The sequence below is a fragment of the Haladaptatus ordinarius genome, from assembly GCF_054177595.1.
In genome coordinates this window covers 16,439-30,433 of sequence record NZ_JBPEHH010000015.1, presented here as the reverse complement: position 1 = coordinate 30,433, position 13,995 = coordinate 16,439, and the positions used below count along the sequence as shown (strand labels likewise).

General features: G+C 62.4%; 13 protein-coding genes. 7 read left to right on the top strand and 6 right to left on the bottom strand.

Annotation, left to right across the window (positions count from 1 at the left end; all coding sequences use genetic code 11):
- Positions 1-58: 58 nt before the first annotated feature.
- Positions 59-1,093, bottom strand: a complete 1,035-nt coding sequence (locus tag ACR3FF_RS07820) for a lysylphosphatidylglycerol synthase transmembrane domain-containing protein (RefSeq protein WP_458187431.1) — start codon at positions 1,091-1,093, stop codon at positions 59-61.
- 79 nt (positions 1,094-1,172) lie between these two features.
- Between ACR3FF_RS07820 and thiL the strand changes: the two genes are divergently transcribed.
- Positions 1,173-2,045, top strand: a complete 873-nt coding sequence (gene thiL / locus ACR3FF_RS07815) for a thiamine-phosphate kinase (RefSeq protein WP_458187430.1) — start codon at positions 1,173-1,175, stop codon at positions 2,043-2,045.
- 9 nt (positions 2,046-2,054) lie between these two features.
- Here the strand turns inward: thiL and ACR3FF_RS07810 are convergent, their stop codons facing one another.
- From ACR3FF_RS07810 to ACR3FF_RS07795, 4 genes are all read right to left on the bottom strand, one after another.
- Positions 2,055-3,176, bottom strand: coding sequence for a site-2 protease family protein (locus ACR3FF_RS07810; protein WP_458187429.1), 1,122 nt, complete (start codon positions 3,174-3,176; stop codon positions 2,055-2,057).
- A gap of 34 nt (positions 3,177-3,210) precedes the next feature.
- Positions 3,211-4,161: an AEC family transporter gene (locus tag ACR3FF_RS07805; protein WP_458187428.1), complete on the bottom strand. Its 951-nt coding sequence runs from the start codon at positions 4,159-4,161 to the stop codon at positions 3,211-3,213.
- A 266-nt stretch (positions 4,162-4,427) separates the two neighbouring features.
- Positions 4,428-4,679, bottom strand: coding sequence for a DUF7123 family protein (locus ACR3FF_RS07800; RefSeq protein ID WP_458187427.1), 252 nt, complete (start codon positions 4,677-4,679; stop codon positions 4,428-4,430).
- Positions 4,680-4,922: 243 nt separating this feature from the next.
- Positions 4,923-5,702, bottom strand: coding sequence for a molybdopterin synthase (locus tag ACR3FF_RS07795; RefSeq protein ID WP_458187426.1), 780 nt, complete (start codon positions 5,700-5,702; stop codon positions 4,923-4,925).
- 87 nt (positions 5,703-5,789) lie between these two features.
- Between ACR3FF_RS07795 and pyrH the strand changes: the two genes are divergently transcribed.
- From pyrH to ACR3FF_RS07775, 4 genes are all read left to right on the top strand, one after another.
- A complete protein-coding gene (gene pyrH, locus ACR3FF_RS07790; RefSeq protein WP_458187425.1) occupies positions 5,790-6,509 on the top strand; it encodes a UMP kinase in 720 nt (239 codons plus the stop codon).
- Positions 6,506-8,158, top strand: coding sequence for a lysine--tRNA ligase (lysS, locus tag ACR3FF_RS07785; RefSeq protein WP_458187424.1), 1,653 nt, complete (start codon positions 6,506-6,508; stop codon positions 8,156-8,158). Before pyrH ends, lysS begins: the two co-directional genes overlap by 4 nt.
- A gap of 176 nt (positions 8,159-8,334) precedes the next feature.
- Positions 8,335-8,640, top strand: coding sequence for a hypothetical protein (locus tag ACR3FF_RS07780; protein ID WP_458187423.1), 306 nt, complete (start codon positions 8,335-8,337; stop codon positions 8,638-8,640).
- Between the two features lie 60 nt (positions 8,641-8,700).
- Positions 8,701-10,527 carry a site-2 protease family protein gene (locus tag ACR3FF_RS07775; RefSeq protein WP_458187422.1) on the top strand — a complete coding sequence of 609 codons (1,827 nt, stop codon included), beginning with the start codon at positions 8,701-8,703 and terminating at the stop codon, positions 10,525-10,527.
- A gap of 72 nt (positions 10,528-10,599) precedes the next feature.
- Here ACR3FF_RS07775 and ACR3FF_RS07770 read toward each other — a convergent pair whose 3' ends face one another.
- The gene (locus ACR3FF_RS07770) at positions 10,600-11,115 is read right to left on the bottom strand and encodes a PadR family transcriptional regulator (RefSeq protein ID WP_458187421.1); all 516 of its coding nucleotides are present in this window, start codon (positions 11,113-11,115) and stop codon (positions 10,600-10,602) included.
- A 134-nt stretch (positions 11,116-11,249) separates the two neighbouring features.
- On the opposite strand from ACR3FF_RS07770, the gene ACR3FF_RS07765 reads away from it, so the two are divergent.
- Positions 11,250-12,755 carry a heme-binding protein gene (locus ACR3FF_RS07765; RefSeq protein ID WP_458187420.1) on the top strand — a complete coding sequence of 502 codons (1,506 nt, stop codon included), beginning with the start codon at positions 11,250-11,252 and terminating at the stop codon, positions 12,753-12,755.
- Positions 12,756-13,094: 339 nt separating this feature from the next.
- A complete protein-coding gene (locus tag ACR3FF_RS07760; RefSeq protein WP_458187419.1) occupies positions 13,095-13,994 on the top strand; it encodes an acyltransferase in 900 nt (299 codons plus the stop codon).
- Position 13,995 lies beyond the last annotated feature (1 nt).

Genomic DNA, 13,995 nt, shown 5'->3' with positions numbered 1-13,995 from the left:
GGCGGCGTTTAAAGCCATCGTTACGGACTGGGGGCGCGCTTTCCTCCAGTCGGCCTGCTCAGTCGCCGTTGGCATTGTCTGCTTCCAGCATGACCGTCGCCGTCCACCCGAACATCACTGGAAGCCAGTAGGTCGCCCCACGGTGGATGACGGCCGCCGCCCCCGCAGTCGCCGCCGTCACGCCCGTAATCGGAACGAGCAGGAGCACCAACGCCGCCTCGACTCCACCGAGTCCACCCGGCAATGGGGCGACCCCGGCGATACTTCCGATGGGAACGATAAACAGCGCCGCCGCGAACGGAACTGTGTGGCCGAGCGAGTAGAGTGACAACCACAACGAAACCGACGAGAGAAGCCAACCGAGCGCCGAGAAGAAGACCGCGAGCAAGAGCTGACGACGGTCACCCGCGACGCGTTCGATGGCACGGAAGAATCCCCGAATACGTCGCGCTACTGCCGGTCGATTCGTCGGCTTCACGCGCGGAATGATACGAGCGACGGCACCGACGACGGGAACGACACCGGCCGAGATACCCGATTCGACCCAGTCGCGGTTTCGCCATCCGGCGACAGCGGCGACGGGGACCGCCATCGCCAGCGCGACGATTGAGACTGCGACCATCTCTATCGTGTCACCGAGCGTGAGCACCGTCGCGTAGTAGGCCACGCCGACCAGCGCGAAGGACATCGAGGGGACGAAATTGATAGCGTCGACGCTGGCTATCGCGCCGAGGCTCGTTTCGTACTCGGCGTCCGTGGCGCGTGAGATGAGCAGGGCGGCGAACGGTTCACCACCCGCCTGGCCGAACGGGGTCACGTTGTTGGCGAACGTCGCCCCCGCGTAGAGGAGAAACGCTCGTACGCTGGAGACCTGAACACCGAGAACGTCGAGGACGATTCGAAGCGACATCGCCCACGAAACGAGCCACGCGAGCGAGACGAGACAGACAAGGACGACGACGCGCAGGTCGGTCACGGCGAGTGCCGACACGACGCGCTCGATACCGACGAGTGAGAAGACGACGAGCAGGATTACGACCGCAGCCACGAAGCCGGCGGTCATCGTCCGCAGATCTCCCAGGTCGAGTCGCATCAGTTTTCAAATATCAGGGGGACTGCTTGAAGCCAGCGAAGACCGGTCGGCTTTTTTCCTGCGATGCCAGAGGAGGTGTATGGATGAACGGGCCGCGCTCAGACTGCTGGCGGGCGAACTTCCCGACGCGGGTGACGACGCGGCGGTCGTCGATGGACAGGTGTTGACGACCGATATGCTCCACGAGACGACCGACTTCCCGGCGGGGACGACGCGATACACCGCCGGGTGGCGGGCCGTCGGTGCCTCCCTCTCGGACGTCGCGGCGATGGGTGCGGCGGCAGTCGCCGCCGTCGCCGTCTACGCCGCGCCGGCGTTCGCCCGCGACGAACTCGAAGCGTTCGTCGCGGGCGCGAGTGACGTGTGCGAATCGGTCGGAGCGCGCTACGTCGGCGGCGACCTCGATACCACCTCCGAGTTCACGGCGACGACGACGGTGCTCGGACGAACCGACGACCCCGTCTTGCGGTCGGGAGCGCACCCCGGAGACGCCCTGTGTGTGACCGGAACGCTCGGCCGAAGCGGGGCGGCGCTCCGACTGTTCGACCGGGGGGAGACCGAGCGTGCGAACGACCTCTTTCGGTTCGAACCCCGCATCGCGGCGGGAATTGCGCTCGCGCCCCACGCGACCGCCATGATGGATTCAAGCGACGGACTCGCGCGGTCGGTCCACCAACTCGCGGAGGCGAGCGACTGCGGGTTCGAACTCGACAGCGAGGTGATTCCCGTCGCAGAGAGCGTCCGTGAGGTTGCGAACGACGCGGAAGACGAACGCGCGCTCAGTTGCTTTTTCGGCGAGGATTTCGAACTCGTATTTACGCTTCCCCAGGAACGCGTCGCGGACGCCCGAGACGCGTCGCCGATTTCCATCTCCGTCGTCGGCGAGGTCACAGACTCGGACGTGACGATGGACGGCGAGCCACTGCCCGACCGAGGCTACACGCACGGGTAAGGGAGACGGTCAGGCGACGATTTCGATGGGTGTCGGCGTGAAACAGAGCAGCCCGAGGATGAACGTGAGGACGCCGAGCAGTTTTCGGTTCATGTCGAGTTCGACGTCGTTGATGGGTGTCGCTGGGCCGACGTAGGCGAAGAACATCGACAGGAATCCCCAGATGACCCAGAGCACCGTCGCGTTGCTCACGTTGAGGACGTAGAAGACGTAGGCCGCCAGCCCGAACAACACCGCAGGAACGAGCGCTGCGACGCTCTCCTGTCGCTCCCCGATTATCGCCCGGACGATGTGGCCGCCGTCGAGTTGCCCGACCGGGATGAGGTTGAGAAACGTGACGAACATCCCGACCCAGCCGCCGATGACGACCGGATTGACCGATTTGGCCGGGTTATCGTACGTGAGCGGTTCGCCCATGACCGCCGCGATCGCTTTCAGGAGTGGCGGGTAGCCGAACTTCACTTCGATGGTACTCGCGCTGTTGAGCGTCTGCTGTGTGACGGTCACCGGTTCCATCGTCAACCCGATTGCCGTGACGACGACGGTGGCGACGAGGCCGGCGAGCGGCCCCGAAACGCCGATGTCGAACAAGGCTTTCCGATTCGGCATCTGGCCTTTCATCCGGATGACCGCCCCCATCGTCCCGATGAGCGTCGGCATCGGGATGAAGTAAGGGAGCGTTGCGTCGACCCCGTGGTAGCGACTCAGCAGGTAGTGGCCGAGTTCGTGGGTTCCGAGAACGCCGAGAACCGCGAGCGTGAACGGCCACGCGGTCAGTACCGCCTCGACCGGTTGTGAGACGGGACTGACGTGGTACCACGCCGCTCCGGCCCACAGCGTCGAGAGTACGGTTGCGACGAACAGGAAGACGTTCTTCCACGGAACTCCGTTCGGACCGAGTTTGACCGGTTCGGCGACGAGGACGTACTCGCCCATTCGGGTCGTGAGCGCGACTTCGTAGCCCTGCTCTCGAAAGAGGGGCCAGAGGGTCTTCATCAATCGGTCGTGGGGGACGAGGGGTTCGCCGTAGTACACCAACTGTTCCCCGTCAGTTCGAACGTCGTACACCCGGAACACCGAGTACAACCGGTCGATTGAAGGACCTGCCTCGTGCGGCTCGGTCGAATCCATTCACTCACAGTACGGAACGAACGAGTATAAACCCTTAGACGATGGTCCCCGACTGGAGGACGGCGATGAGGAGCGTCAACACCGGGACGCTCGCGAGCGTACTGACGAAAATCGCCGTACTCACGTACTCGGGGCCGGTGAGCCCTACCCCTCCTTCGTCGTACTCGATACAGAGGATGAGCGGCGTTATCGCCGCCGGCATCGCACATTCGAGCACGAACACGCGTGCGACGGTGGCGTCCTCGAACCCAAGCACGAAGACGACGGCGACCGCGACGAGCGGGGCGACGAGGAGTTTCAGCCCGTTCGAAACGCCGACGCGGCTGATAGCGGCCCCAGAGTCGGTGTTCGCTAGCTGAATTCCGAGCATGAGCAACATCACCGGAATCGCCGCGTCGCCGGTCAGTTTCAGCGTCTCCATCGCCGCCGAATCGACGGCAGGGACGACGTCGAGCGCGCGGGCCGCACCCGCAGCGAGAACTGCGTACACGAGCGGCAGTTTGAACACCTCTCGAACGGCCGCGAAACTGGACGTGCCGTTGCCACGCGAGGCGAGGTAGACGCCGACCGTGTAGGTCAGCACGGACTGGGCAGCGATGTAGAGAATCGCTGTACTGCGTCCGACCTCGCCGAACGCGAACTGCGAGAGAGGAATCCCGTAGTTGCCCGCGTTCGGGAACGCACTCGACAACACGAGCGCACCGAGGACGGGTTCCGACTCGCCGAGTGCCCGTCCGACGAATTCGGCTAACGCAGCCATCGCCAGCGTGAACACCACGACGCCGGCCGCCAGCGTCAGTGCTGTCGTCCCGCCGAGTGACGTCGTCGTGAGACTGTGGAAGACGAGCGCGGGCGTCAAGACGTAAATCGTGACGGTGCCCAGCGCGTCGACCTCGACGTCGTGGAACGTGCCGAGCAAAAATCCGACTGCAGCGACCGAGAAGACGGGTAAGATGGCGGTCGTCAACGCGGTTACGAGAGACACTGGTCGAACGAAAACAGTGGGATCCTACAAAGGCATCGAAGGACGAGTGGAGCGTTCGGAGACGCGATACGTGGGTCACGAAGGGGATGTGACAGCTGGGGGCGGATGGTGGCTGGAGGTGTTGTCGCCGTGGCGTTGGTGGGTGGGGACACGGGGCGACGACGGGGCTGGGTTTCGATAGGGTGGGGAACTCACAGGGCGTGCGGGCGTCGTGAAGGTGATGGCGTGTGAGGGCGCGGAGCCACGATGCGGGGACGGGGCCGTGTTTACGCGGGAGCGACGCGCCACGTGGTCGCGCTCGTGTACGACCACTTCTCGACTTCGAGTTCGTCGCTGTCAGTCAGTTTAACCATCAGCGCACCGATTTCCTTCGCAGAGAGACCGACTTCGTCCGCGATGAACTTGCTCTTGAAGTACAGCTCTCCGTCGCTGGCCTTCTCACAGAGGTACTGCTTGAGTCGGTCTTCTTTGGATTGCGGTTCAGGGCTTTCGGCGGCGAGTTGGGTGGTTGCGCTCATGTGCTGACTCCAGTTACCCCATGGAACGGAGGGATGTTATAAAGGGCAGAAGCTTAGGGTAGTTTTGGAAATCTTTAGCTCTTTACACCGGAAATCGACGTGAATGCGGGTAAAACCGACGTTTTAAAAATCCTTTTGACGCAGTTTAATAGTTTAAAACGCCTTCTATATTTTTATTTCCCTATTAAATTCACTATTATAACGTCTGACGAACAGGGTGGTAATCACGCCGGTATCCCCGATCTATCGCTCGTGAACCCAGAACTGCTCGTCCGTCGTGACCTCCTTTTTGAAGATGGGGACTTCCGCCTTGAGCCGGTTGATGCCGTCTTCGACGGTTCGAAACGCCTCTTCGCGGTGTCCTGCGAGCACGACGACGAACACGATGTCTTCACCGTACTGGATACGACCCGTTCGGTGATGCATGACCACTTCGAACACGCCCTCGCGCGCTTCGAGTTCCTCGCAGAGCGCCTCCATGCGCGTCTCCGCAACTCCCTCGTACTTCTCAAATTCGAGGGATTCGGTCGGCGTATCGTCCGGGTTGTCTTTCGCTCGAACGCGTCCCGTGAACGTGGCAATTGCGCCCGACTGTTCGGCGTTCGGTGCGCGTTTCACGCGCGCGACGAGCGATTCGAGCGTCTCGTACGGTTCGGTTTCGTCGAGTGCACTCACGACCGCTTCGACATCGAGCGCGTCTGCGTCGGGTACGCGAGCGAGCGGTTCGTCGGCGCGTTCGTCGAGGTCGGTCTCTCCGACGACGACCTGTGGGACGTTCGCCTTCGGAAATCCAGTGACGACGGCGTAGTCGTGGTTCGGCGCGATGTCGTCGAGCACGTCGGTCACCGAGCGATTCGTACCGCGGGCACGCCAACCTCCGTCACCGAGTTCGTACGCGGTCGATTCGACCGGCTCCGTGGACCCTCGGGTGATGGTTCCGACCGTGCCGCGTTCACCGAGACGGGTGGCGAGTCGGTCGGCGACGGCCGCCGACCCCTCGCCGACGACACCCAGTACCTTCATGCACGTACTGCAGGCGGCGAGGCGCTTTTAGCCTTCGGTCGGAAGTTGAGAACGCTTAAGGCCGCGTCCGGGTAACACCGCGATAGCATGAAGGTGGTCGTTTCTATCGGCGGGAGCGTACTCGCGCCGGACCTTGGATCCCAGCGCGTCCGTGGACACGCGGAAGTCATCGAATCGCTCGCAACGGAGGGCTGTAGTATCGGTGCCGTCGTCGGCGGCGGTGGCGTCGCTCGAGAGTACATCGGCGCCGCCCGTGACCTCGGTGCAAACGAAATCGAACTGGACGACATCGGAATCGACGTGACGCGACTGAACGCCCGGCTCCTCATCGCGGCACTCGGTGAGCGGGCCGCACCCAGTCCGGCAGAAACCTACGAGAAAGCCGGGACGGCGATGCATCGTGGCGACATCGCGGTGATGGGTGGCGTGATGCCCGGCCAGACGACCGACGCGGTGAGCGCGGCGCTGGCCGAGTACACGAACGCCGACCTCCTCGTCTACGCGACGAGCGTCGACGGCGTGTTCAGCGACGACCCGAACGAGGTCGAGGAAGCGACGAAGTACGACCAGCTCTCGGCGAGCGAACTCGTCGACGTCATCGCCGACCTCGAGATGACCGCGGGTAGTTCCGCGCCGGTCGACCTGCTGGCCGCGAAACTCATCGAGCGCTCCGGCGTTCGCACCATCGTCCTCGACGGAACCGAGCCGAAACGCATCGCCGACGCCGTCCTCTCTGGTGAACACAGCGGAACGGACATCATCCCGGCCGGGGCCGACGACGAGATGTCCTACTGGGTCCAAGGATGAGTGTCGATTCGGCACCAGCGGACGACCGCGACGATGGCGGAGACGACCACCACGTCTTTTGGGCCGACGAGGTAGCAGACCGAATCGAAGCCCGCGACCCGGACGACCCCATCATCATCAAGGGCGGCATCTCGCCATCCGGGGTTCCCCATCTCGGCAACGTCAACGAGATCATGCGTGGCTACTTCGTCGCGGAGGTCTTGCGCGACAGGGGTCACGAGGTTCGACAGGTCTTCACCGCCGACGACCGCGACCCACTGCGGAAACTGCCGCGAAAGCTCGCCGACCTGGACGGAAACATCGTCGAACTCGGTGACGTGAACGCTGGCGCACTGGGACGCAATCTCGGCAAGCCGTACACGGACATCCCCGACCCGTTCGGCTGCTGTGACTCCTACGGCGATCACTTCTCGAACCTCATCCAGCAGAGCGCAGACCTCCTCGGCGTACCCATCGACGTGGTCTCGAACACCAAACTGTACGAGACCGGCGAACTGGTGGACATGACCCGTCATTTGCTCGACAATACCGAGACTGCTCGCGAGGTGCTCGCGGAGTACCAGGACAAGGTGGACGAGGAGTACGTCCCCTTCAATCCCATCTGCGAGAACTGCGGAAAGATTACGGAGACGGTGACGGATTTCGACGTGGAAGCAGGTACCGTTGAGTACGTCTGTACCGACCTGAAGGCGGGCGACAACACCATCGACGGCTGTGGCCACGAGGGGACGGCGACCTTGCGCGATGGAAAGCTCCCATGGCGATTCGAGTGGCCTGCCCAGTGGAAGACGCTCGATGTGGACTTCGAGCCGTTCGGGAAAGACCATGCAGAAGGCTCGTGGCCGAGCGGCGAGGACATCGCTCGCAACGTCATGGGGTTCGAACCGCCAGTTCCGATGACCTACGAGTGGTTCACGCTCAACGGGAAGCCCTTCTCTTCCTCGGCGGGGAACATCGTCCTCGTCAAAGAGGTGCTGGAGCTGCTCGAACCCGACGTGCTACGGTACTTCTTCACCAAAGACCCGAACAAGGCCCGCGATTTCAGTATCGAGCGCCTCGACCTGTTGGTGGACGAGTTCGACCGGTTCGAACGAATCTACTTCGGCGAGGAGGACGCCGACCAGAAAGAGCGTGCGCTCGCCGAACGCATCTATCCGGTGCTCGTCAGCGAGATTCGCCCCGAGCGCATCCGCATCCCCTACACTTTCGCCGCCGTGCTGGGGATGACCGACGACCCCGGACTCCGCGAGGATATCGCACGACGTGAGGGACACATTCCCGACGACGCGCCGGAGTGGGCCGTCGAGGATGCGCTCGCGCGGGTCGAGCGAGCACGGACGTGGGCGCGCCGGACGAGCAACGAGTACGACTACGACCTGAAACGCACCGAGATGCCCGACGTATCCATCGACGTCGAGACGGAAGCGGCGCTGGACGAACTGGCCGACTTCGTCGAGGAGGGCCACGACGGTGAGGCGATTCAGGGCGAAATCTACGAGACGGCCAAGCGCCACGACATCGACATCGGCGAGTTCTTCGGCGTCGGATATCGGCTCTTTTTCGACGACGACCAGGGGCCGAAACTCGGCCCGTTTCTCTCGAACCTGGACCGCGAGTTCGTGCTTTGTCGGCTTCGTCGGAACGGATAGCTATCGTCGTCGATTCTGCCGGAACGAAAATCGCCAGCAGAGTTAAGTTCGACGGCAGGCAAGTATCTATTACCTCCAGCTAGCAACTGCATAACAAAGTACGTGCCAGCATTAATAGGGAGGTGCGAGGTTATCTGGCGAGCGCAAGCACGCCGGAAACTGAACGGTGATTTACCATGGCCCTGATAGAACTCAATCTAGAGAAACCAGCGTTGAAGCGAACCGAACTCGTCAAAGAAAACGAAGCGGAAATCGAGGAGACGGAGACGGAATCGGAAGAAATCGAGGAGATAGAAACCGAGGCCGACGAGTCCGAAACGACGAAAGGCAAGAGCCGAACCAAAACCTTCGCACGCCGCGTCGCGGTGCTCGGAGGTACCGCGGCCGGTATCGCCGCTGCACGCAAAGTCCAGCAGCGTCGAAAGAGCAAGAAGGAAGCCGCACAGCAGGAACTCGAAGAAGACTGGCAGGCTGCCGAGTAACTCCCGTTTTTTCGCCCGTTTCCCAAACGCATTTGAGCGACGCCGCCTTTCTTTCGGTTGATGGATACGATTGTGTGGGTGTTTCTCGGAATTGCAGCCTACTGGTTCGCCCTGATCGCGCTTCGGGCGAACGATATGTTGCCGTCCTATCTCGGTACGCAGGGGCCGATTCTGACGCTACACACCCAGAGAGGAAAACAATTGCTGGACCGTCTCGCCCGTCCGAAACGATTCTGGCGGGCGTGGGGGAACTTCGGTCTGGGCATCGCGCTGGTCGTAATGGTCGGCACCTTCCTCGTTCTCGTCGTACAGGCGATAGCCGTCGTCCAGAATCCACCGGAACCGACGGCGGTCACACAACCGCGAAACGTGCTCGTCATCCCCGGCGTCAACGACTTCCTCCCGCTCTCGGTCGCTCCCGAAATTCTGTTCGGTCTGCTCGTCGGACTGGTCGTCCACGAGGGGGGCCACGGCCTCTTCTGCCGGGTCGAAGACATCGAAATCCAGTCGATGGGACTCGCACTGCTCGCGTTCTTGCCCATCGGCGCGTTCGTCGAACCGGACGAAGAGAGCCGCAAGAAAGCGGATAGAGGGGGACAGAGCCGGATGTTCGCGGCGGGCGTGACGAACAACTTCGCCGTCACGTTAGTCGCTTTCTTACTTCTCTTCGGTCCGCTGATGGGGTCGATAACCGTCGCGTCCGGCGCGGCGATCGGTGGCGTCTTCGCCGACTCCGCCGCAGGTGACGCTGGCATCCAGCGTGGCGACCGAATCGTCGCGGTCAACGGAACCGCTGTCGAGAGCAACGGCGACCTCGGCGACAAACTCGCCGCCATCGAGAGTCGGTCGGTGTCGGTGACCGTCGAGAACGGCGACGAGCGACGAACCACGACGATTCGCCGTTCCCTGCTCGTCACGGGAATCGCAGTCGACTCGCCGTTCGCAGCGGCGCAATCCCAGAACGCGGGTATCGGGAAAGGTGAGCGAATCACCGCCGTCAACGGGACCGCAGTCTACACCGAGCAAGCACTGAACCGAGAACTCGCGGACAAGAAGGTCGCCACGCTGACCGTGAACGGGTCGAAGGTGACCGGGCCCGTCGGCGCACTCTCGACGGTGCAAAAAGACAGTCCCGCGAGCAAGTCGGGACTCGACCCCGGCCAAACGGTCGTCATCACGGCCATCGACGGGAAACGAGTGGTCAATAACGGCGACCTGACCGCCGTCCTCGACGGTTACGAACCGGGAGAGACCGTGACCGTGGAGACATACTCGAAATCGAACGGGAACTACGTTCGGAACACGTACGACGTGAAACTCGGCGAGAACGACGGCGGTGAGGCCATCGTCGGCATCCTGGTCGCACCGGGGACGTCGGGTATCACGGCCAGCGGGTTCGGCGCGGAACTCTACCCGGCGAAGACGTTCCGCGACGTCCTCGCGGGGCAGTTCCTCTCCGCCTTCGGCGGCGGTGGCGGTGGTGGGCCGATTACGACGTTCCTGCTGGGTATCGCCGGGACGCTCTTGCTCCCGTTCGCTAGCCTCTCGATGCCGGTCGGCTACAACTTCGCCGGATTCGTCGCGTGGAACAGCAACTTCTACGCGATACAGGGGCCGCTGTCGGGACTCGGCGGTGGTCTCTTCTTGCTCGCGAACGCCCTCTTCTGGACGGGGTGGATCAATCTCAACCTCGGCTTTTTCAACTGCATCCCGGCGTTCCCGCTTGACGGCGGGCACATCCTCCGGATGGGTGCCGAGGCGGTGGTGTCGCGTCTGCCGACGGACCAGCCTCGACAGGTGACGACGATGATAACGACGGCGGTCGGTTTGACGATGCTCGCCAGCCTCATCCTCATGATATTCGGCCCGCGACTGCTGGCGGGATAGACACAGTACGCGCTCGCAGTTTCGTCGTGACCGGTACCCGTTCTTCGTCGGCCGTCGCCGTTCGGTCCTCGCTCAGCGTTCGAGGTCCATCCGTTCGTAAAAATCGTCGGGCGCGTCGGGGATGCGTTCGAACTCGCTGAAGTCACGTTCGTGGTGGCGAATTATCTGCTCGACGATCCACGAACTGAACGTCTCGTCGAACTGCCACTCGCCGTCCGGACTCTCCACTTCGAATCGCTCGTCGGTGGCGAAGGCGACGTAGACGTGGTAAAAACCCAGGATGACGTCGGCGAACTCGCGTGCTTTCGCCCCACTTTCCTCGCGCTTTTTGACGAGTTCTTCGTACCCGGTGTCGGTGAGTTCGAAGTACTTCCGGTCGGGTTCGTCCTCACGCTCGATTCGTTCGGCCCACCCCTTCTCTTCGAACTTGTAGAGGATGGGGTAGACCGACCCGTAGGACGGTTCCCAGTGGCCACCACTGATTTCACGGATTTCTTTCAGAATCTCGTACCCATATCGGGGTTTTTCGTCTAAGAGTTCGAGCACCAGGTACGAGATCAGGCCTTTCGGCGGGCCACTTTTCCGCATCGACTGGGGATTTAAGTCGTGATTTTGAAAGGCTTTCGGTCGGTGCGACCAACTCCGCAGTGATACCGACACCGGGACGACGAACGCCGACTCGACTCAAAAGTTCCTTGTCCGGTCGCTCCTAACCCTTGCGTATGCCGAGAAAGGCCCCACCGACGCGAGAGGGGTGGTACGCACTCCACGACTTCAGAACGATCGACTGGAACGGGTGGCGAGACGCCCCGGAACGAGTCCGCGAGAACGCACTGGGAGACGGTATCGAGTTCCTGCACGACCACGAGAACGTCACCGACGCCGAGGACGGGTCGTCGGCCGTGTTCAGCGTCATGGGACACGACGCCGACCTGCTCGTGCTCCACTTCCGTCCGACGGTGGCCGCACTCGACACCGCTGAGCGGGTCTTCGAGCGAACCGGATTCGCCGACTTCACCGAACGAACCGACTCCTACGTCTCCGTGACGGAGGTCGGTGGGTACACCTCCGACGAGATGGTAAAAGACCCCGACGACATCGAGGACACCGGGATGGCTCGCTACGTGGCGAGTAAACTCTATCCGGACGTACCGGACGCGGAGTTCGTCTGCTTCTACCCGATGAACAAACGCCGACTGCCGGAGGACAACTGGTACGACACGCCGTTCGACGAGCGAGCCGAGATGATGGCGAGTCACGGCGACATCGGCAAGGGCTACGCCGGAAAGGTCACGCAAGTCATCACCGGCAGTATCGGGATGGACGACTTCGAGTGGGGTGTCGACCTGTTCAGCAACGACCCGACTCACATCAAAGACCTGCTGTACGAGATGCGCTTCGACGAGGGGAGTTCGCGCTTCGCCGAGTTCGGGTCGTTCTACTTCGGTCGCCGCTTCCCACCGGCGGACCTCCCGGCGTTCATGACCGGCGAGGAGATTCCGACACCGGACGACGCCCACCCACACGGAGGGACGGCCGGACACGCCCACGGCGAGGGCGGCGGCGAGCACACACACGCCCACGGTGACGAGAGCGGACACCCGCACGGTGAGACGTCCGACGGGAGCGACGACGGTGACGAGAACGAGGCGGGGGACATCCGGGGCGAACTCGAAGACCTCGACATCTACGCCGGAAAACCCCACGGTGAGGACGTGTACGCGATGGTGCTCTACTCCGAGGCCGACGCCGCCGACCTGTTCGACGAAGTCGATGGCCTGCGGAGCAACTTCGACCACTACGATACGCACGTGAAGACGGCAGTCTACGACGGTGACGAACGCTCGGCGGTCGTGAGCATCTGGAAGACCCAGAGTGCGGCCGAGACGGCCGGTGGCTTCCTCACCGACCTGCCGGGAATCATCGCCCGTGCGGGCGAGGAGAGCGGATTCGGCACGATGGGAATGTTCTACACCGTCAAACCCGACCGCCGCGACGACTTCGTCCAGAAGTTCGAGACGGTCGGTGGCGTCCTCGCCGACATGGAGGGCCACTTCGACACCGAACTGCTCACCAACCACGAGAACGAAGACGACATGTTCATCGCCAGCCAGTGGCGCTCGAAGGAGGACGCGATGGACTTCTTCCGAAGCGACGCCTTCAGCGATACGGTCGACTGGGGACGGGACGTACTCGCCGACCGGCCACGCCACGTCTTCCTGGCGTAACCGACCCGCTCGCGTTTTCGGTCGCCGAATCGGTCTGGCGAACGTCGTCGCGACTATCGGTATGCGTGACGTTTCACCGGGGTCGCCGTGACACCAGCGACGCTACGGGCCGACGCGACGTGCCGACCGACGGGGTCAGTAGAGCTATCCAGACGGGACCGATGGGTGCTAGTTAGTCCGGAGTGAAAGTGATACCTGGTCAGGTGAAACCCACTGCAGTCGGTCGGATTTCGAGGCGAAACGAAGGCGTTCGGAAGGAGCATGACGCGCCGGAACCAAAACCCCCTTGCCTTCGGGAGGGTAACTAACCTATAAGAATTCAGAGGGTGAAATAAGTGCATGACAAAGCGACACGTTACACTCCCTGAATCCGCCGAGGCCGGTTTACGCGGATTCATCGAGGAAGTAGACGAGCGCCTCGCCAGCGATGAGGATACGTGCAAGATAGTCGAGGAAGTGCTCATCGACCTGCACGGAGACCGTGACGCGTACGAGGCGTGGAAGAGCGGCGAACCGGTATCGAACGCAGAACGGGTACGACTCCAGAGTTACGACCCTTGTAATTCGACGCTGGAGAGCGAGTACTACGCCGAGAAAGACGAGGAGAAGTTCCGCGAATCGAAGCACCTCCAGTGGCTCTGGCGGCAGTTCGACGACACGCCCATGGCCGACAACGTGGAGTTCGCGCTTCGCTTCCGCCAGATGCTCGCGAAGCATCTCTTCGAGGAGGCGGGCGACAACCTCCGTATCTTCAAGGGCGTCACGATGACGTACGGACACAACATCTCCGTCGGCGACAACACCGTCATCCACGACGACGTGCATCTGGACGACCGTGGGAAACTGACGATCGGCAACCGGTGTTCCATCAGCGACGGCGTCCACATCTACAGCCACGACCACGACGTGGTCGACCAGACCGAGGTGACGAACTTCCACACCATCGTCGAAGACGACGTGCGACTCACCTACGACGCCATGGTCCGTGCCGGTCTCAAAATCGGGGAGAACGCCGTCGTCGGTGCGCGGGCGGTCGTCCAGAGCGACGTTCCGGCCCACCACATCGCGGTGGGGATGCCCGCGAAGAGCATCAAGATTAAGCCGGGGTGGGAAGACGTGGCCGTCCCTATCGACGACGTGCCACCGACGGAAAAAGAGTCGCGGCGAATCGACTACGACCTCCCCGATGACATGGAGGAGTTCGACGAGTTCGAGCGGACGCTTGACCCGCCGAACTAAC